This is a genomic window from Roseovarius sp. D0-M9, from assembly GCF_037083805.1.
In the GTDB taxonomy this organism is placed as follows: domain Bacteria; phylum Pseudomonadota; class Alphaproteobacteria; order Rhodobacterales; family Rhodobacteraceae; genus Roseovarius.
The window spans coordinates 1-25,211 of the sequence record NZ_JBAPKZ010000012.1 but is presented as its reverse complement, the minus strand read 5'-3'; the positions used below and the strand labels follow the sequence as shown (position 1 = coordinate 25,211).

The 25,211-nt window shown below is 60.9% G+C and carries 23 protein-coding genes; 12 read left to right on the top strand and 11 right to left on the bottom strand.

Features of this window, described 5'->3' with window-relative positions:
- Positions 1–249: 249 nt before the first annotated feature.
- A complete protein-coding gene (locus V8352_RS09745) occupies positions 250–1,191 on the bottom strand; it encodes an ABC transporter substrate-binding protein (RefSeq protein WP_336424095.1) in 942 nt (313 codons plus the stop codon).
- 293 nt (positions 1,192–1,484) lie between these two features.
- On the opposite strand from V8352_RS09745, the gene V8352_RS09740 reads away from it, so the two are divergent.
- Positions 1,485–2,141 carry a helix-turn-helix domain-containing protein gene (locus V8352_RS09740; RefSeq protein WP_336424094.1) on the top strand — a complete coding sequence of 219 codons (657 nt, stop codon included), beginning with the start codon at positions 1,485–1,487 and terminating at the stop codon, positions 2,139–2,141.
- 15 nt (positions 2,142–2,156) lie between these two features.
- Here V8352_RS09740 and V8352_RS09735 read toward each other — a convergent pair whose 3' ends face one another.
- The 4 genes from V8352_RS09735 to V8352_RS09720 all read right to left on the bottom strand — a co-directional run bounded on the left by V8352_RS09735 (position 2,157) and on the right by V8352_RS09720 (position 6,052).
- A complete protein-coding gene (locus V8352_RS09735; protein WP_336424093.1) occupies positions 2,157–3,224 on the bottom strand; it encodes a heme-dependent oxidative N-demethylase family protein in 1,068 nt (355 codons plus the stop codon).
- Positions 3,225–3,257: 33 nt separating this feature from the next.
- Positions 3,258–4,220 (bottom strand): PDR/VanB family oxidoreductase, encoded by a 963-nt coding sequence (locus tag V8352_RS09730; protein ID WP_336424092.1) that lies wholly within the window; start codon positions 4,218–4,220, stop codon positions 3,258–3,260.
- The gene (locus tag V8352_RS09725) at positions 4,217–4,813 is read right to left on the bottom strand and encodes a dimethylamine monooxygenase subunit DmmA family protein (protein WP_336424091.1); all 597 of its coding nucleotides are present in this window, start codon (positions 4,811–4,813) and stop codon (positions 4,217–4,219) included. The genes V8352_RS09730 and V8352_RS09725 overlap by 4 nt, the downstream gene beginning before the upstream one ends.
- A 90-nt stretch (positions 4,814–4,903) precedes the next feature.
- The gene (locus V8352_RS09720; RefSeq protein ID WP_336424090.1) at positions 4,904–6,052 is read right to left on the bottom strand and encodes an aminomethyltransferase family protein; all 1,149 of its coding nucleotides are present in this window, start codon (positions 6,050–6,052) and stop codon (positions 4,904–4,906) included.
- A gap of 387 nt (positions 6,053–6,439) precedes the next feature.
- Here V8352_RS09720 and V8352_RS09715 point away from each other — a divergent pair, with 387 nt between their 5' ends.
- The 5 genes from V8352_RS09715 to glnT all read left to right on the top strand — a co-directional run bounded on the left by V8352_RS09715 (position 6,440) and on the right by glnT (position 12,337).
- Complete coding sequence (locus V8352_RS09715; protein ID WP_336424089.1) at positions 6,440–7,804, top strand: ammonium transporter; 1,365 nt, start codon at positions 6,440–6,442, stop codon at positions 7,802–7,804.
- 148 nt (positions 7,805–7,952) lie between these two features.
- Positions 7,953–8,882 (top strand): class II glutamine amidotransferase, encoded by a 930-nt coding sequence (locus V8352_RS09710; protein ID WP_336424088.1) that lies wholly within the window; start codon positions 7,953–7,955, stop codon positions 8,880–8,882.
- Complete coding sequence (locus V8352_RS09705; RefSeq protein ID WP_336424087.1) at positions 8,883–9,560, top strand: GXGXG domain-containing protein; 678 nt, start codon at positions 8,883–8,885, stop codon at positions 9,558–9,560.
- 9 nt (positions 9,561–9,569) lie between these two features.
- Positions 9,570–10,913, top strand: coding sequence for an FMN-binding glutamate synthase family protein (locus V8352_RS09700; RefSeq protein ID WP_336424086.1), 1,344 nt, complete (start codon positions 9,570–9,572; stop codon positions 10,911–10,913).
- Positions 10,914–11,005: 92 nt separating this feature from the next.
- Positions 11,006–12,337, top strand: coding sequence for a type III glutamate--ammonia ligase (gene glnT, locus V8352_RS09695; protein WP_336424085.1), 1,332 nt, complete (start codon positions 11,006–11,008; stop codon positions 12,335–12,337).
- Between the two features lie 73 nt (positions 12,338–12,410).
- Here glnT and V8352_RS09690 read toward each other — a convergent pair whose 3' ends face one another.
- Entirely contained in the window at positions 12,411–12,788 is a 378-nt protein-coding gene (locus tag V8352_RS09690; protein ID WP_336424084.1) for a rhodanese-like domain-containing protein, read from the bottom strand.
- Positions 12,789–12,886: 98 nt separating this feature from the next.
- Here V8352_RS09690 and V8352_RS09685 point away from each other — a divergent pair, with 98 nt between their 5' ends.
- The 3 genes from V8352_RS09685 (at position 12,887) to V8352_RS09675 (ending at position 15,829) form a co-directional block, all read left to right on the top strand.
- Positions 12,887–13,609 carry a FadR/GntR family transcriptional regulator gene (locus tag V8352_RS09685; protein ID WP_336424083.1) on the top strand — a complete coding sequence of 241 codons (723 nt, stop codon included), beginning with the start codon at positions 12,887–12,889 and terminating at the stop codon, positions 13,607–13,609.
- 123 nt (positions 13,610–13,732) lie between these two features.
- Positions 13,733–15,067, top strand: coding sequence for an NAD(P)/FAD-dependent oxidoreductase (locus V8352_RS09680; RefSeq protein WP_336424082.1), 1,335 nt, complete (start codon positions 13,733–13,735; stop codon positions 15,065–15,067).
- Positions 15,068–15,097: 30 nt separating this feature from the next.
- A complete protein-coding gene (locus V8352_RS09675) occupies positions 15,098–15,829 on the top strand; it encodes a type 1 glutamine amidotransferase (RefSeq protein ID WP_336424081.1) in 732 nt (243 codons plus the stop codon).
- On the opposite strand, the gene V8352_RS09670 is transcribed toward V8352_RS09675, so the two are convergent.
- Together V8352_RS09670 and V8352_RS09665 are read right to left on the bottom strand one after the other, a co-directional pair.
- Positions 15,818–16,243, bottom strand: coding sequence for a group II truncated hemoglobin (locus tag V8352_RS09670; protein WP_336424080.1), 426 nt, complete (start codon positions 16,241–16,243; stop codon positions 15,818–15,820). The genes V8352_RS09675 and V8352_RS09670 overlap by 12 nt on opposite strands.
- Positions 16,240–18,609 (bottom strand): DUF1989 domain-containing protein, encoded by a 2,370-nt coding sequence (locus V8352_RS09665; protein ID WP_336424079.1) that lies wholly within the window; start codon positions 18,607–18,609, stop codon positions 16,240–16,242. The genes V8352_RS09670 and V8352_RS09665 overlap by 4 nt, the downstream gene beginning before the upstream one ends.
- A 103-nt stretch (positions 18,610–18,712) precedes the next feature.
- On the opposite strand from V8352_RS09665, the gene V8352_RS09660 reads away from it, so the two are divergent.
- On the top strand, positions 18,713–18,877 hold the full coding sequence (locus V8352_RS09660; protein ID WP_336424078.1) for a cytochrome oxidase subunit III: 165 nt from the start codon (positions 18,713–18,715) through the stop codon (positions 18,875–18,877).
- Positions 18,877–19,719, top strand: a complete 843-nt coding sequence (locus tag V8352_RS09655; protein ID WP_336424077.1) for a DMT family transporter — start codon at positions 18,877–18,879, stop codon at positions 19,717–19,719. Before V8352_RS09660 ends, V8352_RS09655 begins: the two co-directional genes overlap by 1 nt.
- A 90-nt stretch (positions 19,720–19,809) precedes the next feature.
- On the opposite strand, the gene V8352_RS09650 is transcribed toward V8352_RS09655, so the two are convergent.
- Both V8352_RS09650 and V8352_RS09645 read right to left on the bottom strand, forming a co-directional pair.
- A complete protein-coding gene (locus V8352_RS09650) occupies positions 19,810–21,078 on the bottom strand; it encodes an HlyD family type I secretion periplasmic adaptor subunit (RefSeq protein ID WP_336424076.1) in 1,269 nt (422 codons plus the stop codon).
- Between the two features lie 25 nt (positions 21,079–21,103).
- A complete protein-coding gene (locus V8352_RS09645; RefSeq protein ID WP_336424075.1) occupies positions 21,104–22,300 on the bottom strand; it encodes an ATP-binding cassette domain-containing protein in 1,197 nt (398 codons plus the stop codon).
- Between the two features lie 74 nt (positions 22,301–22,374).
- Between V8352_RS09645 and V8352_RS09640 the strand changes: the two genes are divergently transcribed.
- Positions 22,375–23,307 (top strand): IS5 family transposase, encoded by a 933-nt coding sequence (locus V8352_RS09640; RefSeq protein ID WP_336424074.1) that lies wholly within the window; start codon positions 22,375–22,377, stop codon positions 23,305–23,307.
- Between the two features lie 29 nt (positions 23,308–23,336).
- Here the strand turns inward: V8352_RS09640 and V8352_RS09635 are convergent.
- The coding region (locus V8352_RS09635) for a hypothetical protein (RefSeq protein WP_336424073.1) at positions 23,337–25,211 on the bottom strand (1,875 nt) is incomplete at its 5' end.

Below are 25,211 nucleotides of genomic sequence, written 5' to 3'. Positions count from 1 at the left end.
CGCCGCTTTTTATCTCGCACAGACGATGCTGCACATTTTAATGAAATAACGCTGGGCTCTTGGCGGCCCTCTGTCACATGCGTCACACCTTAACCTTCGCTTTACTTTACTCTCGGTCAAGTTTTTTTCTTAAAAATTTGCGGAACGAAAAGGCCATGACCGTGTAATGCCCGATGTTTAGGCCGTTCGTGATTGGAGCGGCCCCGCTTGCACTTTGCGCGCAGGGCCACCGTTGCCGACCGGTGCGACTCAGTTGACCCAGCCTTTCCAGACGTCGCCATTTGCATCCAGCCATTCGCGCGCGGCCTCGTCCGGCTCCAGCTCTTCGACATCGACGAGGCGGGCCATTTCAGCGATCTGCGCATTGGTGAATGACGCCTTGGTCAGCACCTCGTAGGCGGCGGGCCATTTCTCGGGCATGCCATCCCATGCGGCCTTTTTCAGATAGCCATCGGCAGGGTTGCCGCAATCATAGAGCGCGTCGGGGTTGGGTCCGACAGACGGGTCGGTATCACAGCCCGGCACCGCCTCGGGGAAGGCCACGAATTCGCCCGGCCAGACGGCCTCGGCAAAGTTGGGCGTCCAGTTGAAGAGGACGATGGGGCGCTTTTCCGCCTCGGCGGCGCCGATCTCGGCCCAAAGAGCGGCGGCGGAGCCTGCATTGATGACCGTAAAATTCATGCCCAGCGCGGCGACACGCTCGTTCGCATGCTTGTTCCAGTCGGCGGGGCCGTCCAGATAGCGGCCCTTGTCGCCCGTCTCGGGGGTGGCGAAGATCTCGGCGCAGTCGTTGAGCGCCTCCCAATCGGGCAAGCCGGGGCAGGCTTCCTTGGTCCACATCGGGTACCACCAATCTTCGCGCGTGACAGCATCGTGATCGCCCACGTCGATGATTCCGCCTTTGGCCAAGGCAGCCTCGAGCGACAGCTTATGCGTGCCCTCCCAGACCTCCATCTGGAGCGACACGTCGCCCAGACGAATCGACTCATAGACCGCCTGAGCGTCGACGGTGACGTATTCAACGTTGTTGCCCATCGACTCGAATATCTGGCCCATGACGTTCGACATCACGATCTGAGAGGACCAGTTGTTGATGGGGATCACGATCGGATCAGAGCTATCCTCGGCCATGAGGGCAAAAGGGGCAACAGCCGCAAGTGCGGCAAGAATGGCGGTTCGCGTGTTTTGCATATCGAGCATCCCAGATGCCGCGCCACGTCAGAGGCGCGATGTTGAGCCCATATGTGCTCCTGCCGGGTGGTATCCGATATGGTCTGCGCCGCGGTCCTTGCCGCCGGATCCCTTTCATCCTTGCATGGCATTACGTTGCGTCAAGCATTTTTCTTGAAATCGTCGCCTTGGCTGCCCTCTGCGGGGACAGTGCTGAAAATTTACTCTCGCGTCATACATCTTGCCCTGAGAGTGAAAATTGTGCTTCTATCAGGAAACACGGTCGATGCTCGGCCACGGCCTTAGGATACCCCATGACAGTAAAGCAACTAACGCGCTCCGAAGCGGCGCGCCTGACCCAAGACCCCCACCGCCCGCAGCGCGAGGACCGCGAGAATGTGCTGGAGCTGGCCATCGGCCGCGAGCTTCGCGCGCATCGCCGCAAGCAGGAGATCACCGTGGCTGAACTGGCGGCCAAGACGGGCCTCAGCATCGGCATGCTTTCCAAGATCGAGAACGGCAATACATCGCCCTCGCTGACCACGTTGCAAACGCTGGCCAACGCGCTGCGCGTGCCGATCACCGGTTTCTTTCGCCGCTTCGAGGAAAGCCGCGAATACGTGCACACCAAGAGCGGCGAGGGTGTCGAGCTGGAGCGCGCAGGCACCCGCGCCGGGCATCAGTACAACCTCCTGGGGCACATCGGCTCGAACGACTCGGGCGTCATCGTCGAGCCCTATCTGATCACGCTCAGCACCGAAACGGATATCTTCCCGACATTCCAGCACGGCGGGATCGAGACGATCTACATGCTGGAGGGCGCATTGGATTATCGCCACGGCGACGACGTGATCCCGCTCTTGCCCGGCGATACGCTGTTCTTCGACGCCGATGCGCCGCACGGGCCTGAGCGGCTGGTGACGCTGCCCTGCCGCTACCTGTCGATCATCAGCTATCCCCAGAACACCTGAGAGCCTGCCCGCGCCCTATTTTTGCAGCGCGGGCTCTGTATCCAGATCGGGCCAGATCCCCGGCGACGTGGGCAGCCCGTCATCAAACTGCGACAGGTAGTCCAGCATCATGGGCCGATTGGCCGCAAATCCCTTGTAATCGGCCAACTCGTCCGGCAGGTCACGGATGACGCGGTGCAGGCGGCGGCCCCATTTTGGCACGGTCATCAGATCCTGAAACGCGCACAGATAGCAGCGGATCGGAAACACCAGCGCGTTCGAGCGCGGCAGACGGAAAAACGTCTGAAGCTCTACCCGCAAATGCTGTTTGGAGCCGATGTTCTCGGGCGTCAGCGTCGTCTTTTGCACGCCCCATTTGTGGTAATTCTCAGGGCTGGTATCCAGCAGCGGATTGACCGTCATCGTCCAGTTGAGGCGGCGCGCGGGGCTGCCTTGCTGGATGTTCAGCAGGAACTTGAGCGCGCGGACAAAAATACCCTTCTCATGGGCCAGCGGCACCGGCGCGTGCCATTCAAAGAAGTTCATGCCGATGTCGAAATCAAGGCTCCAGTCGGCCTGCGTTGTCACCATTCCGGCATCCATCCAGAGGTTGTCGTCACGCTGGTCCAGCACGGCGAAATCCCCTTGGGTTTGGCGGGTGATATACTCCATCGGCCCATAGGGCAGCGTGGTCTCATCGAGGAACGTAAAGGTGTCGTCGATGCCCAGCGGCTTGTTGATCCAGCGCCACTTGTCCCCATCGCGGTGCAGCTCGAAAAGGTCCGGATAATCCTCGGACTTGGACACCATGATCAGCTCGAGCAGATCCCAACCCGCCAGCGTCATGTGTGGCAGGGACTGGCAGCGCAGCGGATCCTGATCCAGCACCAGTGCCCGGTCGCACATCTCGCTGACGTAGTGCTCATCCACGTCAAACCGATTGTCAAAGACCGATCCCTCGCGCCCGCCTGCATGCGGCTCCATGTTGACGGAGTACATGTAGTCGTCCTTGTCGAACGGGAATGGAAAGCGCTTGATCGCCCAAGCCGAATTGCGGAACGAATAATCGTCGCGGAACGTCTCGTCGTTGAATTGCATCGTCATATCGTGGCTCCCTTGGGGATCTCGGGGGAATTTCTAGCGGTCCAGCACCAGCGTCTTGCCCTCGAACCGGCTGACGCAGGGCATGATCTTCTTGTTCGAGGCATGCTCTTCGGGCTCGAGCCAGTGGTCGCGGTGGACGATCTTGCCGTCGGCCTCGACCACATCCGTCTCGCATTGCCCGCAGGCACCGCCGCGGCACAGATAGGGCGCATCCACCCCTGCCCGCTCGATCGCCTCCAGCAGGCTCTCATGCTCGCCGACCTCGATCACCTTGTTGCTGATGGCCAGCTTCACCTCAAAGGGTTTGCCGGGCTTGGGCGCAAGGAATTCCTCGTAATGCACGGCCTCGCGGGGCCAGCCCAGTTCCTTGGCGGTGGCACGCACCCAGTCGATCATGCCCTTGGGCCCGCAGATATAGATGTGCGTGCCAAGGGGCTGACCATCCAGCAAATGCTCCAGATCGATGGTCTGATCGCGGTCGTTGTAATAGATGTGCACGTCGTTTGGGTGCTCGGTCGTCAGCTCCTTGGCGTAGCTGGCCAGATCCTCGCTGCGCACGGAATAATGCAGCTCCCAATTGCCGTGGCTGCGGTCGAGCTGCTTGATCTGGGCAAGGAAGGGCGTGATGCCGATGCCGCCCGCGATCATCAGGTGCTTTTTCGCGCGCAGATCGAGGCTGAAGAGGTTGACGGGGTTCGATAGAACCATCTCGTCCCCCACCTTGACCTTTTGATGCAGAAAAAGAGAGCCGCCGCGCCCTTCGTCATCGCGGCGCACCGAAATGGTATAGGCGCTGCGATCAGCGGGGTCGGACATCAAGGAGTAAGGGTTCAGCCGCGTGCGGTCTCCATCCTTCATCTCGATGACAGTATGGGCGCCGCCCGAGAAGGTCGGCATATTGCCGCCATCGGTGCGTTCGAACTTGAAGCGGGTGACCAGCTCGTTGAGAGGCACGATTTCGGTCACGCGCACGTTGATCTTGGTGGCTCCGCTCATTCGTATATCCCCTTTTGCTCGGGTATGTTTCCCGGATCCTCGGCGTCGACGCAAACGCCCTGATAGGCGGCCAGACGGCGCGAATAATGGTCACGCACAAAAAGGGTCAGACCGCAGTGCGAGCAGACGAACGGATCGACCTCGACATCCTCGGTGATGCCCTTGCAGTGTACGCATTGCATCCGGCGCGCGACAGATCCGCGATGTTCGGTCTGGATGGCGGTGTGCGGAATACCGGCGCTCACGGCCTCCTGCATCGCCTGGCCCATCAGTCCCTCGGTGCCGGCAAGGTATACCTGTAGCCCCATGTGGGCATCCTGCAAGACACGGCGGATGCGCTGCAAAGAGGCTTCATAGGTGGGCCCCTCATGAAACTGAGCGGGCTTCAGCGCGCGCAGACGCTCGGCGTTATCGGTGCCCTTCGGGATATAGATGATGTGGCTGCGCGCCATCAGATCCGGCACCGCGATGTCCATGATCGCTTCGGCACCCTCGCCATCCGCGATCATCAGGTGATGTTTGCCCGCGCGCGCCTCAAGGCTGCCCCAGACCGGGCGGCTCTTGATCGAGGGGGGAAATTCAAACTTCGACATATACGCCCTGATCTCCTGTTGGTCTCTTCTTTGTCGCGTTTTTTTTGGTGGCCAGCGGCAGAGCGCGCCCCGCCGCTGGCGATTGTCGTGTCAGCCCTTGGCCGTGCGGATCTTCTTGTCCTTGTCGTAGAAGGGCATTTCGGCGGCGACGGCGGGGATCTCCGTGCCATCGCCATTGCGCACGGTCAGCTTGGTGCCGGGCTTGGCCGCGTCCACGGGCATGCGCGCGATGCCGACGTTATGTTTGTTGATGCGCGAATACATTCCATACGTCACAGTGCCGACCTTCTTGCCATCCTGCAAGAGGTCCGCGCCCTCGTCGGCGGGCACTTCGCCCTCCAGCTTGACGCCGTAGATCTTGAACCGCTCGCGCCCTTCGAGGGCATAATGGTTCTCGGCGCCGACAAAGCCGGTCTTGCCGGGCGAGACGACGAATTCGAGGCCCAGCTCCCAAAGGGTATCACCCGCCGGATCGCCGTTCTCATGCGGATAGGTCTCGGAGTTGTCGCCGGGAAAGAAGAGCAGGTATGATTCGGTGCGCAACCGGTCGAGCGTGCTGAACTGCACCGGGCCGATGCCCATGTCCTTGCCTTCCTCCAGGATCTGATCCCAGATCTGGACGACATGCTTTTTCTGGCAAAAGATCTCGTAGCCGCGCTCGCCGGTGTAGCCGGTGCGCGAAATCATGACGGGGCAGCCGAAAATCTTGGTCTGCATGATGCCGAAATACGCCAGATCGCGAATGCCCGGAACGTGCTTTTCCAGAAAGTCGACCGCAACGGGGCCCTGTAGAGAGATGTCGTGCAGATCGTCGTCGAAGGTGATCGCGACGTTCTTGGCCGCAGCCGCAGCCGTCATCGATTCCATGCCCGCGCCGGTGCCGTGGACGACCAGCCAGCTGTTGACCGAAATGCGGTAGATCACGCAGTCGTCGATGAACATGCCGCGGGTGTCCAGCATCGCGGCATAGACCGCGCGGCCCGGCATCAGCTTCTCGACGTTGCGAGTGGTGGTGCGGTCGATGACATGCGCGGCATCAGGGCCGGTCAGGTGGACTTTCTTCAGGCCGGACACATCCATCAGGCCCGCCTTGGTGCGCACACGCTCGTAATCGGCCTGCCCGCGCTCTTCGCTGTGGTCATAGAACCAGGCGGTGCCCATGCCGTTCCAATCCTCCAGCTCGCCGCCGATTTCAGCGTGGCGATGCGCCAGTGCGGAATGTCTCCAGATAATTGCCATGTGATGATCCCCTGATTTGAGTGTCGGTTTTGAGTGTCGGTCCGTTCTCGCCGCTATTCAGCCCCAGCCGGGGATAGAAAGCAAGAATATGATGCAAGACTTTTTCCTGTGAGGCAAATTCCAGCCCGATTGGTGCCGAAAAAATCGTGAGGCTGGTCGCACGAGCGCGGCGGTGCCATCACCCCAGCGCATCCTGCCAGTAAAATTATATTCTTGATATGCTAAGGAATTTGATCATTATCGCACTCCTATGGGTCAAGGCGGATACCTTATCTTGCGCTGATCCCAATAACACGACCGTGCCGCGACCATCGGTGATCGCGGACCAAGGCAGATATTCCAGCCCGACGTGGCCGGAGTCCAACAGTATAAGGAAGGGGAGACCTGATGTCGCTCGATTTAGGGGCCATTTACGCCGAACAAGTCACACTCAATTCGCTGACGCAGAACGTCGTTTATGCGTCTGGAACGGTAGGGGCGATCCTTGTCGTCGTCGGCCTGCTGTTGATTGACGCGGGAACGACCCGCCGCAAGAACCTGTTCAATTCGACGATCGAAAAGAGCCTTGGATTCTTTATCGGATTCGCCACGTATTTCGTGATCGGCTTCGGTTTCTGGGCGGGCCAATACTACATCATGGAAGGTGCAACCATGATGGATTCGATTCGCGACTGGTGGATCGGCGGCGCAATGACCAACGCACTGGCGCACGAGACGGACCCTGGCGTTTTCCCGGGACTGAACACCTTCCAGATCTTCATCTTCTTCCTCGCCGTGTTTGCCGGGATCATCAACGTCCTGTTCCACTTTGCCGTCTCCGAACGAATGAAGGCATCGGCGTATTATATCACCTGTGTCGTGGCCGCCGTTGTGTCGTCAGTGCTCAGCTGGGCCACATGGGGATCCGTGGGGCCGCTCACCAATGCAGGTTTCCATGACTTCTTTGGCGTGGGCTTTGTCTACCTGTTCCCCGCCGGGATGGCGCTGGTCTTTACCCTGATGATGAAGCCGCGGCCCGGCATGATGGCCGAACATCCGCGCGTGACGGCCTATCTGGCCCCCAGCATCGGCCTTTGCGCACCCGGCCTGCTGCTGATCTTCGCGGGCTTGCCGATGGTGATCCTGTCTTGCCTGTTCTACTTTGATCCGGAGGCTCTGGCCGTCAGCGTGACGATGGCGAACACAAGCGTCGGTATCTCGCTGAACAACTACGCGCTTGTCTGGGCTGGCGGAGCGATCGGCGGCCTGATTCTGGCCTATATGTCCGGCAACTACGCCTACACTCTGCTTGGCCCGCTTGCGGGATATGTGGCTGGCGCGTCGGGCCTCGATGTCTATCTGCCCTGGCAGGCCCTGATTCTTGGATTGCTGGCGCCGCTGGCATCATTTGCGATCTACGAATTCACGCTGAAGCGCGGCATCGACGAGCACAAGTTGTTCCCGCTGTTCCTGGGCGCCGGAACCTTCGGGATGCTCTTTCTGGGGATCTTCAAGGCGGGCACCCCGCGCGGTGGCTACCTTGGCTTCGAGGATGGACCCTATGCATTTCAGCACGGTGAAATCTCGTTCATCATGCAGGTTGTCGGCGTCGCGGCATGCATCGGTACAGGCGTCATCACCGCGCTGATCCTGTCGGTCATATTCAAGGCAACGATCGGTATGGAAAACAGCGAAGAAGACCAGATCGCCGGTCTGGACAAGGCCATCTGGGGGCTGGAGCCGGACGTAAGGACGCATGCGGACAACACCTGACGCGCCACCCCGCCAATGAAAACAAATGGTCCCGGCTGATGCCGGGGCCTTTTAATTTTAGGAAAAAAAGTTTCCCTAGGGTTGAGCGCTTGTTTGTTTGGTGCTAGCTTTCGACTCGTCATTCACACACCGCTGGAGGAACCGCGACATGTGCGGGATCGTAGGACTTTTTCTCAAGGACACCTCGCTCGAGCCCAAGCTGGGCCAGATGCTGACGGACATGCTGATTACCATGACCGACCGCGGACCGGATAGCGCCGGAATCGCCATTTACAGCGGCGAAACGCCGGGCAAGGTCAAGCTGACAGTGCAATCGAGCATGCCCGATCGCGACTTTCCGAATCTCGACAAGGACATGCAGCGCGCCCTCGGCGGCGACGTGACCATGCGCATCAAGGATACCCACGCGGTCATCGAGATCGACGCCGCCTGGGCCGCCGCTGCGCGCACCGTGCTGAACGATCTGCGTCCCGATGTGCGCATGATGAGCACCGGAGAGTCGCTTGAAATCTACAAAGAGGTCGGTCTGCCTAAAAATGTGGCAGCACGCTTTGATATTTCGTCGATGACCGGCAGCCATGGCATCGGCCACACCCGCATGGCGACCGAATCGGCCGTGACGACCATGGGGGCGCATCCGTTCAACACCGGGCGCGATCAGTGCCTCGTCCACAATGGCTCGCTCAGCAATCACGCCAGCCTGCGCCGAAAGCTGCGCAAGGCCGGCATGCATATCGAAACCGAGAACGACACCGAGGTCGGCGCCGCCTACCTCACCTGGAAAATGCAGAACGGCGCGTCACTGGGCGAGGCCCTGCAAAGCAGTCTCGACGATCTCGATGGGTTCTTTACCTTCGTGGTCGGCACCAAGGACGGCTTTGGCGTGGTGCGCGACCCGATCGCGTGCAAGCCCGCCGTCATGGCCGAGACAGATCAATATGTCGCCTTTGGCTCGGAATATCGCGCGCTGGTCAACCTGCCCGGCATCGAGCACGCCCGCGTGTGGGAGCCCGAGCCCTCGACCGTCTATTTCTGGAGCCATAACGCTGCACCCACCGCAACCGAGAAGGCCGCGTAAATGCAAACTTTCGACCTTGAAGCGCAAGGTTTGCGCAATCTGAACGCGGCGCTTCAGGCGCAGAGCAAAGACACCAATCAGACCGCTTGGGAAATCGTCAACGCCAAGGGCAGCCACGCAATCGCCGTGGGCCTCGACGCCCCCATCGAAGTCGTCGTCAAAGGCTCGACCGGTTACTACTGCGCGGGCATGAACAAGCAGGCGACGATCCGCGTGCACGGCTCGGCCGGCCCCGGCGTCGCCGAAAACATGATGTCGGGCACCGTCATCGTCGATGGCGACGCCAGCCAGTATGCGGGCGCCACCGGGCGCGGCGGCACTTTGGTCATCAAGGGCAATGCCAGCTCGCGCTGCGGCATCTCGATGAAGGGCATCGACATCATCGTGCATGGCAATATCGGCCATATGAGCGCGTTCATGGGCCAGTCCGGCAACATGGTGGTCTGCGGCGATGCAGGCGACGCGCTGGGCGACAGCCTTTACGAGGCGCGTCTGTTCGTGCGCGGCTCGGTCAAGAGCCTCGGCGCCGATTGCATCGAAAAAGAGATGCGCCCCGAGCACCTCGAGATCCTTGCCGACCTTCTGGAGCGGGGCGAATGCGACGCCAAGCCCGAAGAGTTCAAGCGCTATGGCTCGGCCCGCAAGCTCTATAATTTCAACATCGACAACGCGTATTGAGGGGCCGACATGAAAGACGATCACAAAGGCGCACCGCGCACCGTGCCGATCCAGTCGGCGACCTTCTCGAACCCGACGAACGCCGAGATTCGCCGCGCTGCTGCCACTGGCATCTATGACATTCGCGGCGGCGGCTCCAAGCGCAAGCTGCCGCATTTCGACGACCTGCTGTTTCTGGGCGCATCCATCTCGCGTTATCCGCTCGAAGGATACCGCGAAAAATGTGACACCAAGGTGACGCTGGGCACCCGTTTTGCGAAAAAACCGATCGAGCTGGATATTCCGGTGACGATCGCGGGCATGTCCTTTGGCGCCCTTTCAGGCCCCGCCAAGGAGGCGCTGGGACGCGGCGCGACCATGGCCGGAACTTCGACCACCACCGGCGACGGCGGCATGACCGAAGAAGAGCGCGGGCATTCGTCCAAGCTGGTCTATCAGTACCTGCCCTCGCGCTACGGCATGAACCCCGATGATCTGCGCCGCTGCGACGCCATCGAGATCGTCGTCGGCCAGGGCGCCAAGCCCGGCGGCGGCGGTATGCTGCTGGGCCAGAAGATCAGCGACCGTGTCGCGCAGATGCGCAACCTGCCCAAGGGTATCGACCAGCGCAGCGCCTGCCGCCACCCGGATTGGACCGGCCCCGACGATCTGGAGATCAAGATCCTCGAGTTGCGCGAGATTACAGCGTGGGAAAAGCCGATCTATATCAAGATCGGCGGCGCCCGCCCCTATTTCGACACCACCCTCGCGGTCAAGGCGGGCGCGGATGTCGTCGTTCTGGACGGGATGCAGGGCGGCACGGCGGCGACACAGGATGTCTTTATCGAACATGTCGGCCAGCCCATCCTTGCCTGCATCGGCGAGGCGGTGCGCGCACTTCAGGACATGGACATGCACCGCGAAGTGCAACTGGTCGTCTCGGGCGGGATCCGCGGCGGCGCGGACACGGCCAAGGCGCTCGCCTTGGGCGCCGATGCGGTCGCCATCGGCACCGCCGCGCTGATCGCACTGGGCGACAACGATCCGCGCTGGGAGGACGAGTATAACGCGCTCGGCACCACCGCGGGCGCCTATGACGACTGGCACGAGGGCCGCGATCCGGCGGGTATCACCACGCAGGATCCCGAGCTGATGAAGCGGTTCGATCCCATCGAAGGCGGCCGCCGCCTGAACAACTACCTCAAGGTCATGACCCTCGAGGCACAGACCATCGCGCGCGCCTGCGGCAAGAACCATCTGCACAATCTCGAACCCGAAGATCTGTGCGCGCTGACGATGGAAGCCGCAGCCATGGCCAAGATCCCCTTGGCGGGAACCAACTGGTATCCCGGCAAGCCGGGCAGCAGCTACTGAGGCGAATTGAAAAATGGGCGTGGCGCTGATTGTGCTGCGCCCTTTTTGCTCCTAGCCTCCCAGAAAAACGAACCAAGAGGGACACAACCAAAATGACCACCGATCTGGCCAAGTTCGCCAAGGACAATGGCGTCAAGTATTTCATGATCTCCTTCACCGACCTCTTTGGCGCCCAGCGGGCCAAGCTGGTCCCCGCCAGCGCCATTGCGGGAATGCAGGAGGACGGCGCCGGTTTTGCAGGCTTTGCCACCTATCTTGATCTGACGCCCGCGCATCCCGACATGCTGGCCGTGCCGGACCCTGAGTCCGTGATCCAGCTGCCGTGGAAGCCAGAGATCGCATGGGTCGCGTCGAACTGCGTAATGGAAGGCGAAGATGTGGCGCAGGCGCCGCGCAACGTGCTGCGCCGCCTCATTGCCGAGGCCGCCGACGAGGGCATGCACGTCAAGACCGGCATCGAGGCCGAATTCTTCCTGCTGTCGCCCGAGGGCACGCAGATCAACGACCCGCTCGATAAGGCGGCCAAGCCCTGCTACGATCAGCAGACGATGATGCGCAGCTACGAGGTGATCCGCGAGATCAGCGACTACATGCTGGAGCTGGGCTGGGGCCCCTACCAGTCCGACCACGAGGACGCCAATGGCCAGTGGGAGATGAACTGGGACTTCGACGATGCCCTCAAGACGGCGGACAAGCACAGCTTCTTCAAGTTCATGACCAAGACGGTCGCGGAAAAGCACGGCATGCGCGCCACCTTCATGCCCAAGCCCATTCCCGGCCTCACGGGCAATGGCTGCCACGCGCATATCTCGGTCTGGGACGCGCCCGGCGACAAGTCCAAGACCAACGTCTTTGCCGCAGAAAAGACCGATAGCCCCACCGGTGAGCTGGGCCTGTCGGAAAGTGGCAAGCACTTCCTGGGCGGGATCATGAAGCACGCCAGTGCCTTGGCCGCGATCACGAACCCCACGGTCAACAGCTACAAGCGTATCAACGCGCCGCGCACCACTTCGGGGGCCACATGGGCGCCCAACTCGGTCACATGGACGGGCAACAACCGCACCCATATGGTGCGCGTGCCCGGCCCCGGCCGGTTCGAGCTGCGCCTGCCCGATGGCGCGGTCAATCCCTACCTTTTGCAGGCGGTCATCATTGCGGCGGGCCTGTCCGGCGTGCGCTCCAAAGCCGAGCCGGGCAAGCGTCACGACATCGACATGTATGCCGAAGGCCACAAGGTAAAGGGCGCGCCCAAGCTGCCGCTGAACATGCTGGACGCCCTGCGCGCCTATGACAACGACAAGGCGCTCAAATCCGCGATGGGCGACGATTTCTCGGCCGCCTTCCTCAAGATGAAGCGCGAGGAATGGACCCAGTTCGTCTCGCATTTCTCCAGCTGGGAGCGTGAGAACACAATCGACATCTAAGCCAGATGCCGACACGATTTTAGGGAAAAGGGCGCGCCGCACAAGCGCGCCCTTTTTTGCTGCACAGCCGGGTTCAGTCGTCCTTTGTCATCGTCTTGGGCGCGCCCGTGGCCATATCGGTGCCGATATACTCCAGCCCCGCATCCTTCCACGCAGCCATGCCGCCCTCCAGGTGCGCGATGGGGGTAATCCCGGCGGCAAGGCATTGCTGCGCCGCCTTGCCCGAGCGCACGCCAGATCCGCAATGTAGAACCAGTCGCTTGCCCTCCTGCCCCGGCAGGCACGCGGGCCGAAACTCCTGTAGCGCCATCAGCATCGCGCCACTGATCCGCTCGAGAGCGTGTTCCTGCGGTGTGCGCACGTCGACCAGCACGATGTCATCCCGCGCCGCGGCGACCTCCTCGGGTGTCCATAGCTCGACCGGGCCGCTTTCAGTATCTTCGGTTTTCATGTCATTCTCCTTTTTCCACGCCATACTTGCTGCAAATATGCGTTTGTGTGCATCCCGCTTGGTGTAAGCTGGGGACGACAGAGCCGAAAGGAAACCCCATGTCGCTGGCGCAGCAGATCATAGGCTTTACCGCCCAGACCCAGATGAGCGCGACGGTGCAGACCGTGGTCGACACGCTGTATGGGCGCATCCGCAGCGGCGAATACGCGGTGGACGAGCGCCTGCCCTCCGAGCGAATGCTCTCGTCTGACCTTGGCGTTGCGCGCAATACCGTCCGCGAGGCGCTGGAAGTGCTGGAGAGCCACGGCCTGATCCGGCGCCGCGCGGGCAGCGGCAGCTACGTCAATCCACCGACCGGCGACGCGCCCGCCGCTTCGCATAGCGAAATCGCCGCCTCCTCCAGCCCGCTCGATCTGCAAGTGATCCGCGGCATCCTCGAGCCGGACATGGTGCGCCTGGCCGTGGTGAACATGCCGCCCCGCGATATCGAAGCGCTGGGAGAGATCCTGAGCGATATCGAAGCGGTCCATACCGATCCCGGCGCGTTCGTTCGCCACGAAGAGGCGTTTTATCGCAAGATTGCGGCAGGCACCGGAAACCCCTTGATTGCGGGCTGCTATGATCTGGTGATCGACGCCTGTCGGCAAAGCTTCCGCTCGGCACAACTGCGCCGCCACCTCACGCCCGCGCGCATCGAGGCCTATCAGAAACGCTACAACAGCCTCTTCAATGCCATCGCCGCGCGTGACACCGATGCCGCTGTCGAATTCATCAAGTTGCACCTGATCGAAGAGCAGCGGCATCTGCTGCAAGAAGCTTAGGAAACACCTGTAAAATCAGCACATTTGGGGCTTAAATTCTTGACTCAAAGGATGCAGGCGGTTCAATTGGTCCATACCAAATAAACCACGCAGTAAACCGGTTTGTACCAACAGGAGATTTACATGAAAAAACGTATCGCGATCCTCGGCGCTGGCCCTTCGGGCCTTGCACAGCTGCGCGCCTTTCAGTCCGCGCAAGAAAAAGGCGAGGAGATCCCCGAGATCGTCTGCTTTGAGAAGCAGGACAATTGGGGCGGGCTGTGGAATTACACATGGCGCACCGGCGTGGACCAATATGGCGAGCCTGTCCATGGCTCCATGTATCGCTACCTGTGGTCGAACGGCCCCAAGGAAGGGCTGGAATTCGCCGACTATTCGTTCGAGGAACACTTCGGCAAGCAGATCGCCAGCTATCCGCCTCGCGCCGTCCTGATGGACTATATCGAGGGCCGTGTGAACAAGGCAGGCGTACGCGACTCGATCCGCTTCGAAACCGCCGTGCGCCGCGTCGAGAAGGCCGGCGACAAATTCCGGGTCACTGTCTGCCATCTGCCCAAGGATGACGAATACACCGAGGAATTCGATCATGTCATTTGCGCGACGGGCCATTTCAGCACCCCTAACGTGCCGGAATTCAAGGGCTTTGACAAATTCAAGGGCCGCATCCTGCATGCCCATGACTTTCGCGACGCGCTGGAGTTCAAGGGACAGGATCTGCTGATCATTGGCACCTCCTATTCGGCCGAGGATATCGGCAGCCAGTGCTGGAAGTATGGCGCCAACTCGATCACCGTCAGCCACCGGACCGCGCCGATGGGCTACAAATGGCCCGACAACTGGCAGGAGGTGCCGCTGCTGACCCATGTCGATGGCAATACCGCGTATTTCAAGGACGGCACCAGCAAGGACGTGGACGCCATCCTGCTCTGCACCGGCTACCAGCACCATTTCCCCTTCATGGAGGACGCGCTGCGCCTGCGCACGGCCAACCGGCTGGCGACGGCCGACCTCTACAAGGGTGTCGCATGGGTGCATGACCCCGATATGTTCTACCTCGGGATGCAGGACCAGTGGTTCACCTTCAACATGTTCGACGCGCAAGCCTGGTGGGTGCGCGACGCGATCATGGGCAAGATCCAGATCCCCGGCAAAGCCGAAATGGAAGCCGATGTGGCAGACCGCGTTGCACGCGAGGACGCGAATGAGGATGATTATGACTGCATCTGGTATCAGGGCGACTACATCAAGGAGCTGATCGCCGAGACGGATTACCCCAGCTTCGACGTCGAAGGGGCGTGCAAGGCGTTCAAGGAGTGGAAAGGTCACAAGAAAGAAGACATCATGACCTTCCGCAACAACAGCTATACGTCGGTCATGACGGGCACCAAGGCGCCCAAGCACCACACCCCCTGGAAGGACGCGATGGATGACAGTCTCGAAGTTTATCTTCAGAACTGACGCCGCCCAAGAACAACGATCAGGGCGCCCATGCGCGTCCTGATCTTTCAGCATACGGCGGGCGAGCATCCGGCATCCTTCACCGATCACATCGCGGCGGCAGGCGATAGCGCGCATGTCGTGCATCTATACAAGGGCGAGGCCATTCCTGACCTCGCCCTTTTTGACGCGGCGATCGTTATGGGCGGCCCGATGGACGTGTGGGAGGAAGAGGCGCACCCTTGGCTGCGCCCCGAAAAGCGCGCCATCGCGGCATGGGTGGAGAGCGGGCGCGCCTATCTGGGCGTCTGTCTGGGCCATCAGTTGCTGGTCGAGGCGATGGGCGGCAGCTGTGCCAAGATGGCCGTGCCAGAGGTGGGCGTGATGCCCATGATGCTAACCGAAGCGGGCTGCGCCGATGCGGTCCTGTCGCGCCTGCCGGGGGCGAATGTTGGCCCCGTCCGCGTCATGCAGTGGCACGGCGTCGAGGCGATAACCCTGCCCGAGGGGACCACCCTTCTGGCCGAGAACGAGAATTGCCCTGTGCAGGCCATCCGCGTCGGCGCGCGGGCATGGGGCGTGCAGTTTCACCCAGAAATCACCGACGACCTCTGTGCCTACTGGATGACCGATCCGGGCAACCGCGCCGCCGCGATCGAATGGCTGGGCAGCGCCGTGGCGGCGGATCAATTTGCCGCCGATAGCGCCGCGCATGTGCCCACCGCGCTGCAAAATTCCGCCGCGCTCTATGCCGGTCTGCGCGCCGCCGCGCTAGAGGGCTGAGCGCCGCGCGCTCTCTTCTCCGACCACATTGCCATCATTGACGAGGGCCAGCGCAACGCGCCGCAACGTGGCGCGCATCCGCTCGACATGCGCCCCGCTATGGCCCAGGTCCGCCAATGCGCGGTCCATCAACGTCAGCCAATCCTCGGCATCCTGCGCCACGATCGGGATATGTTCGTGAATGAGCCTCACGTTCATATGCCCATGACGTTCCTTGTAATACTGGCGCCCACCCAGAAAGCCACACAGGAAATCGAACTGCTCGGCGCGCGTTGCCGCCACGCCGTGCCCATCCATATGCAGCCGCACGATTTGCGCGCCCTCGGGGCGCGCCTCGACCAGATCATAGAAATGCTCGACAAGACGCCTCAACGCAGGCTCCCCGCCGAGCCTGTCCAGCACGGCCTCGCTCATGAGCGCGGGCGCTCCTTCTTGGGATCGTAGGCCGCGAAGGGGACGACCGTCGCTGGCAGCCGCTTTTGATGCCCATCGAGCTTGCCGACCTCCACCTCGGTGCCAAACTCGGCATGGGTCACGTCGACCCGCGCCAAGGCGATGTTCTTGCCCAACAGTGGCGAGATCATGGATGACGTCACCTCGCCGATCTGCGCGCGTCCGATGTGGATGCAATCGCCATGGGCCACCTGCACCTTGCTGTCGATCTCGAGGCCGACCATCTTGCGCACCGGATGCTCCTTGCGCCGGATCAGCGCATCGCGCCCGATGAAATCATCCTCCTTGGATTTCAGCGGCACGGTAAACCCGATACCCGCCTCAAAGGGGTCGGTCTGATCCGAGAAATCATAGCCGGCAAAGATCAGCCCCGCCTCGATCCGCACCATATCCAGCGCCTCAAGGCCCATCGGTTTCAGCCCGAATTCCTGCCCCGCCTCCCAGATCGCCTTGAAAATCTCATCACAATCCTTGGGGTGGCACATCACCTCATACCCCAACTCGCCGGTATAGCCGGTGCGGCTGACGACAAAGGCTGTCCCGGTCTCGTTATTGAGGCGCGCCGGCGTAAAGCGGAACCAGCCCAGTTGATCGAACTCGGGGTTATGCGGCGCGGTCCAGACCAGCTTGCGCAGCAAATCGCGGCTTTTCGGCCCTTGGACAGCCACGTTCTGCAACTGGTCGGTGGACGAGCGCACAAGGACTTTCAGACCCAGCTTTTCTGCCTGCTCGCGGATCCACTCGCCGCCGTAATCCGTACCGCCAATCCAACGGAAATTGTCCTGCCCAAGGCGGAACACCGTGCCATCGTCGATCATGCCGCCATGCTCGTAGCACATCGCGGTATAGACGACGCCGCCCACGGCCAGCGTCTTCATGTTGCGGGTAAAGACATACTGGCAGAGCGTTTCGGCATCCGGGCCGGTGATCTCGAACTTGCGCAAGGGGCTCAGATCCATGATCGCCACATCCTTGCGGCAGGCCCAGTATTCTTCGATCGGGCCCGACTCGGCAAAGCAATTGGCCAGCCAATAGCCGTTGTATTCGATGAAATTACGCGTCAGCTTGGCGAAATTATCGTGAAATCCGGTTTCTTTTGTCATCTTCGCCTCTGAATCGGGTGTAGGGCGGTAGGCCACCGACCGTGTGAATTTCTCGGTGCCGCTATAGGTGCGGATATGAATGTCGGTCGGGTTCCAGCCGTTGGCAGCGGTCGTATCATCCGGGCAGGCCGAGCTGACGCAAACCAGATCGGTCAGCGCGCGCAAGAGCACGTAATCGCCGGGGCGCGACCACGGCTCGTCCGTATACATGACGCCATGATCGTCGATGCTGGTGTTGAAGAAGAAGTTGATCGCCATCCAGCCGCGACGCCCGCCGACGTTGTAGCGCGCCAGCGCGCGGTTGAAGTTGTCCGAGCAGTTCACATGACCCGGATAGCCGATGTCATCGTAATACTTGGCCGAGCAGGCCAGCGCGAAGGCATCATGCCGACCGCAAGTGTCCTGAACCACCTCGACCAGCGGCAGCATTTCCTGATCGTAGTATTTCGCATGCAGGCCGGGCATTGGATAGGCGTGCCCCATCAGTGTGCGGGTGGTGGTCACATCCAGCGCGTGCTCGATCCCCTTGTCCAGCTTGGACGCGGAAAAGCATTCGAAATCCGTGCATTGACGGCCATCCACATCCTGGATCTGGATATAGTCCCCTGCCTTGACGAAATAGGCCTCGGCGGTGGCGTTATGCACCCGGATGCTCTGCAACGGATCGGCCAGCGGATCGGGCAGCTCGAACTTTGCCAGCCGCTTGATGACGGCGCGCGTGACCATCACGGTCAGAGGCGTCAGGGTATCCTGCGCCTCCAGATCCATGGCCCCGCCCGGCGCCGCGACAATCAGCACGCCGTCCCGCTCAACTGCGAATTCCTGCACCGCTTTGGCTGCCGTGCCGCCATCCCAGAAACGATGCGCGCGGGCTTGGGCCAGATCCAGCCCCCGCGCCTCCAGCCCCATGCGCAGCCCGCGCAGCGACTGGTCACTGCCGCTCAGCAACGCCTTGAGGCCGGCCGCATCACTATTCGGCGCGCCACCGATGATACCGGGATCAATACGACCCGAGGCATCTGCGGCAACCACCTCGCAAGGCTGGCCGCCCTCGTCATTGGTGATGCTGAAGCGATCACCAGCCTCGATGCGAATCAGGATGGCGCCACCACCCGGCACCACGTAACGCTCGGTTCCCGGTGGCATCGAAAACACGCTGGGTTCGATTATTTTACTGGGGCGCGGCGGGCCAGGTTGGACCCTTGCGTAGATATCGTCGAGCATCGCGCCACCTCCATGATGATACAAAGATTGCATCTGTGGAATAAATATTTAACCTCCAGAATATGCCGGAAGTCGTTTCCAATCAACAAGAGCCTGCACCAATATGACCGACCATCAAATCAATTTCCTGGGATGGGTTCTCTTTGTGATCTCGTCCATCGGCTTTTGTATCGCCAGCATTGGGCACTTCTGGGCAATGTTCGGCTCTGCCTTTTTTCTGGTCGCGTGCCTCGTCTTCATGCTTCCATTCTTTCGGCCGCTGCGCTGATGGCATCGCTGGTCTTCGGTCTCGTTGCGGCGCTCTGCTGGGGCATCCATGACATCTGCGTGCGCTACGTCTCGCAGCGGGGCGGGATCCTGCCGGCGCTGACCACGGTGCTGCTCATCGGCACGATCGTGATGACGCCCGCCGCCTTCCTTGCAGGGGACTGGAGCGTGATGACCGGGCGCGCCATCGGCCTCGCAGCGGCCAGCGGCATCGCCTTCACACTCGCGTATCTTGGGCTCTACAAGGCATTCGAGATCGGCCCGGTTCGCCTCGTCGCCCCCATCATCGGGGCCTACCCGGTGCTTTCGGTAGGCTGGGCTGCCGCTTCGGGGCAGGCGGTGAGCGCCGATCAATGGCTCGCCGTCGGCGCGGTCATCGCAGGTGTCGCCATTGTGGGCATGTTGACCGATGAGGCCGCCAGCAGTGGCAACAAGCGCGCGGCAATCCTTTGGGCTATTCTGGGCGGCATGGCCTTTGCCGCCACCTTTGCGCTCGGCCAGGCCGCCGCCCATGCGGGCAGCGAGGTGCCTGCGATCCTTGTCACGCGGCTGATCGCAGTGGCGCTCGTGCTGGTTCTGCTGGCGGCGTCAGGCGGGATCCGCTGGCCTGCGCGAGGCGCGCTTCCGCTTCTTGGCCTCATGGGGGTGCTGGACTGCATCGCGCTTGGCATCGTGATCGCGGCTGCGAATATGGCGCGGCCCGAATTTGCCTCGGTTGCGGCCTCGACCTTCGGCATGATCACCGTGATCCTCGCCTGGGCCATCCTGCGCGAGCGTATGACACCGGGCCAATGGGGCGGTGTCCTGCTGACCTTCTCGGCCATCGGCTACCTGGCGCTCTAGGTGTTTGCTCCCACGGCTTGATGGTGCGATCCATTCTTTTGAATGGAAGGAAGCATTACGGGAGAAGTTCGTTACGGGAGTGCCACCCCCCTACTCGCGAAAGGCGCGTTCCTTGACGCGCACGATAGGCTGGGTCAGATACTCCAGCACAGTCTTCTTTCCTGACAGAATATCGATCTGTGCCACCATTCCGGGAATGATTTCAACGGGACTACCATCTGCGTCCAGAAGATTGGAAGTGGTTCGCACCTGAATGACAAACGCTTCCTCATCCCGGTCTGGGCGAGTGACGGCACCGGCGCCGATGCGCACGATTTCCCCCTCCAACCCGCCATATCGGGAGAAGTCATAGGCCGTGATCTTTACGTTGACCGGCTGGCCTGCATAGATGAAGGCGACATCCGCCGGTTTCAGATAGGCCTCAACCAGCAAACTGTCGTCCAGCGGTATGATTTCAACAAGCTCCTGTCCAGTTTGTGCGACGCCGCCGATGGTGGTCAGGTTCAGTTTGTTCACAATACCCCGCACGGGAGCGCGCAATTCAGATCGGGTGACGCGCTGCTGCAATGCAGGCAAAAGTGTTTCCAGTTCGGCAAGCTCTGCCGTGGCTCCCGCGAGTTCCGCCAAGGCCGTTGACTGAAACTCCGTTTGCGTCGATTCCACTTGGTCGTCGATCTCCGACAAAGCGGCTTCAAGACGCACCAATGCGGCATTGGCCCTTGTCTCGCGCCCACGCCATTCGGCCTGCGACCTGCGCAGCGCCAGCATCGTCGTTTCAGGCTCCATCCGTTCTGCGACCAATGGCGCCATGATCGCAGATTCCTCCATGATCAGTTGGAGCGTTTCCTCGGCTGTGGCGACATCCACCAGACCCTCCTGGTACTCCTGCATGCGTTGCAACCGCCGGCTTTCAAGAACCTTGATCTGCGCATCGCGTTCTTGTGTTCGGGCATGGAATAGCGCGGTTTCAGACACGATGACCTTGGGCGTTCCCAGCCGCAATCGTTCCTCGAAGACCAGTTCTGCTCCAGATACCGATGCTTCCAGGCGCGCAATCTGCGCCATCAGCGCGAAGGCACGCTGCTGCTCCTGACCAAGCTGACCATCCAGCAAGGTCCGGTCCAGCTCAACGATGACTTGCCCGGCCTCGACTACGTCGCCCTCTTCAACAAAGATGGCCTTGAGGATTCCTGCCTCACTTGCCTGAACGATTTGCAGTTGTTGGCTTGGCACGATCGTCCCATCGGCGCGCGTGATATCGTCCAGTTCCGCATTTGCGGCCCAAATGACCGCCACGACCAGAAATGTGAGGACCAGAAACAGCAAGGTGGAACTTCTTACTGGCGACGCGCCGCGCATTTCCCGCGCCAGCCGCTCAAGATCATTATTGGATGACATCGCCCACCTTCCGCACCGCAACATTCGATGGCCGCGACAGGATGCTTTTGGGGCCGTCCGCCACGACGCGGCCGTCGTCGATCACGATGACCCGATCGACCAGTTCCAGCAGGCTTGTGCGGTGGGTGACCATGACCACTGTGCGATCTGCAAGATGGGTTTTCAACTTTGCCAGAACCGCCTGTTCGCTCTGCACATCCATTGAACTCGTCGGCTCATCCATCAAAAGAATGGGAGGAGCCCCAAGAAGGGCGCGGGCCAGAGTGATGGCCTGTTTCTGGCCCCCCGACAAGCCTTCGCCACGCTCTGCCAGAACCATGTCGTAGCCCTGCGGATGTTTGCGAACGAACTCGTCCACTCCGGCCAGTCGCGCAACCTCAAGTATGTCTTCGTCCCGCGGGCGCATGGCGCCGACGGCGATGTTGTCCCTGACCGTGCCCGAAAACAGCCAGATGTCCTGCAGCACTGACCCGACATTGCGGCGCAGGTCACCGGGGTCGATTTGACGGATATCGGTACCGTCAATCAACACTGTCCCGCTCTTTGGGGTGTAGAGACCCAAAATGAGCCGCGCCACCGTACTCTTGCCTGACCCGATCCTACCAAGGATGGACACCTTTTCACCTGGCTCGATGGTAAAGGACACATCGTTCAGCGCATTTACCTGCTGATCCGGATAGGCAAAGGCGACGTTTTCGAACTTGATCTGGCCGTCAAGTGTCGGCCGGCTCAGCCACCTTCGGTCAGCCGGGTATTCGCTGTCCGTCAACATGATCTGATCCAGAGACCGGAATGACGTGCGCGCGCCGTTCAGCCGCACCAGCGTCTGCGCCAGTTGCGCCAGTGGCCCGAGTGCCCTGCCGGTCAGCAATGATGCGGCGATCAGCGCGCCCATGCTGATCGTACCTTCCGCAATCAGGAACACCCCGTAGAATATGATCAGTATCTGCGCCGTCTGCTGGGTGAAGGCAGTTGCATTCAAAGCGAACTGACTTATCGCACGGGTTTTCATGCCATGTTCGGACTGCTTTGAAATGGCTTCTTCCCAGCGGGCGCGCATGATGCGTCCTGCCCCGACGGCCTTGATCGTCTCAAGCCCGGAAACCGTTTCGACAAGAACGCTCTGCTTGGATTGCCCGTCGCTGAAGTTCTGGTCGGCCAGCTTCGCGAGCAGCGGTTGCACTCCGATCGGCTTTGTTGCACAAATCGGCTCTGTTGAGGATTCCCTGTGTGAATCCAGCGTGGTAGCTGGGGTCTATGAGCAGTTGGTCCCCTACGACGTACAAGACCCGGAACTGGGCAGAGTATAACCTTTCCCTAAAGCAGCGAGGATCGCTGTCGATCTGGTTTGACCCTGGGATGGCGTGGGAGGCTGTGCCTTCTGGCCGACGAGGCCGCCAGCCGACCTATAGCGACGCAGCGATACAGGCATGTCTAACGCTCAAGGTCTTGTTCGGGTTGCCGTTGAGGCAGACGACTGGATTTGTGGCCAGCTTGCTGGAACTTGTCGGGCTGCATTGGTCGGTGCCGGACTTCAGCACTTTGTGCCGCCGTCAGAGAACATTGTCTGTTGCCATACCGTACAAGGGATCAGCAGGGCCACTGCACCTACTGATAGACAGCACCGGCATCAAGGCTGAAGGTGAAGGCGAGTGGAACGCCCGCAAACATGGAGGCCCAAAGCGCCGCTTGTGGCGCAAGATCCACATAGGGATTGATGAGGAAACGCTGGAGATACGCGCGATCGAGGTCACGAGCAGCAGCATTGGCGATGCGCCGATGCTTCCCGACCTGCTCAGTCAGATCGCTCCGGATCAAGAGCTTGGCAGCGTGACTGCGGACGGTGCCTACGATACGTGCAAATGCCACGATGCGATTGCAGGCCGAAATGCCCATGCCGTCATACCGCCGCGCAAGAATGCCAAGCTCTGGAAGCCTGACACGCCAGGTGCCAGAGCACGCAACGAAGCCGTCCGATCGTCAAAGTATCTCGGACGGGCGTTGTGGCGAAACCTGACCGGCTACCACCGCCGTAGCCGCGTCGAGACCAAGATGCATTGTGTGAAACTGCTTGGTCAGCGCCTTTCCGCGCGGGACTTCGATCGGCAAGTTGCGGAGATACAAATCCGCGCCGCAATCCTAAACGGCTTCACAGCGCTTGGCATACCACGTACCGAAGCTATAGGCTAAATCCGTCCGGGGTAAGGGGAAGCTCGACCTCAGACCGATTTGTGCAACAAAGCCGTCGTGATCTGCTCGCTGACCGGGGTCTCTCCAGCCAGCGTTTGCAGCGCCGTGACCTGACCGGTCAACGTGGCCAGGTTGCCGCTCAGCGTGCTCAGCGAGGTTGTCAGATCATCGACCGATATGTCGGTGCTCTCGCTCAGCGCATTGATGTTGCTTTGCAGCGTGGCGACCTCTGTCGACAGGTCGCTTGCCAGCGTGTCGATGCGCGCGCCCAGGGCCGCATCCGCCGCCGCCAGCGTCACCGTCAGCGCATCGATGGCCGTCGTGATCTGCTCGCTGACCGGCGTCTCTCCAACCAGCGTTTGCAGCGCCGTGACCTGACCGGTCAACGTGGCCAGGTTGCCGCTCAGCGTGCCCAGCGAGGCTGTCAGGTCATCGACCGAAAGGTCGGTGCTCTCGCTCAGCGCATTGATGTTGCCTTGCAGCGTGGTGACCTCTGTCGACAGGTCGCTTGCCAGCGTGTCGATGCGCGCGCCCAGGGCCGCATCCGCCGCCGCCAGCGTCACTGTCAGCGCATCGATGGCCGTCGTGATCTGCTCGCTGACCGGGGTGTCCCCAACCAGCGTTTGCAGCGCCGTGACCTGACCGGTCAACGTCGTCACGTTGCCACTCAGCGTGCCCAGAAAGGCTGTCAGGTCATCGACCGAAAGGTCGGTGCTCTCGCTCAGTGTACTGATCTGCAATTGCAGGTCATTGATCAACGCGTCGATTTCGGGGATCGATGGAAATGTGATTGCGTCGATTGAGGCAGCAAGCGCTACGTCGGAAACAGGCGCGCCATCCACTTCGACGGTGACATCCGCACCGATCAGAATGAGCGAACCGGAATCTGCAAGGAAAGCTTTCAGCCCGGCAAGCTGGTCCGCGTTTTCCAGCGCAACCGTGATTTCCCCATGCCCGGTTACACTGGTGATCGAGGCAGTTTCCATGAACTGCTCCAGTGACAGAACCAGACCGGAGTTCACGATGAAAACCGTGTCGGCAGGCAGGTTTACACCGAGAACGTTCAGGGTCCCGGCCTTGACCTCGATTTCGTTGAAACCCGACAGATTACTATCCGGCGCCAGCGTCACCACGTCATCGGCATCACCACCGACCCCAGAGAAATCAAACACAAGCCGGTGCGGGCCTTCGTTTGATACCAGCTCATCCGTCACGAGAGTGAGCGTGCGGTTGTCACTAGGGATATCGTTTATCGTGAGGGACACGATGTCGGTCCCATCCGAAAGATCACCGCTCAGTTCGATCCTATCGGCGTTTGGCGCGGAAATTGTGAATGACTTTTCACCACCGCTTCCATCCAGACGGGCCCGAAATGACGTTTCGGACGTGTTATAGGTTTCGCCATCCACAAGATCGACGGGCTGAACTTCTGGGGTCAGAGGCGCCGCAGCTCCGTCGGAGGATCCACCACCTGCTGCTACGGCTGCCAGGGCCGCCAATCCCGCACCTGCGCCAAGCACCACGCCCGCACCCGCGGCACCTTCGGCTGCAAGAAGCGCCTCGGCTACACCAGACGAGATGAGGATGTTTCCGTCATCCAGAATCCGCACGTCCGAGGCCGCCACGACAACAGTCTTGCCATCAGCAAGCGTTAGGCGCAGCGAGCCATCGTCAAGAACAACAAAACTGGTCACTCCGGGCATATCGTCCACGACAACGAAGCCATCAGGTGCAGCCTCAAGGGCGCTGGCGGCCGCCGGCGTCAGTGCGAGGGTCGTCAACACACCGGCAACAATCTTGGCTTCTTCGCGGTTTGTGTGGGTGTGCGGGTCTCCGGTCAGTTCACGACCACACCAGATGTTGTGTCGTAGGGTGACGCGGGCAGGTGCTTGAGCCGACCGGCG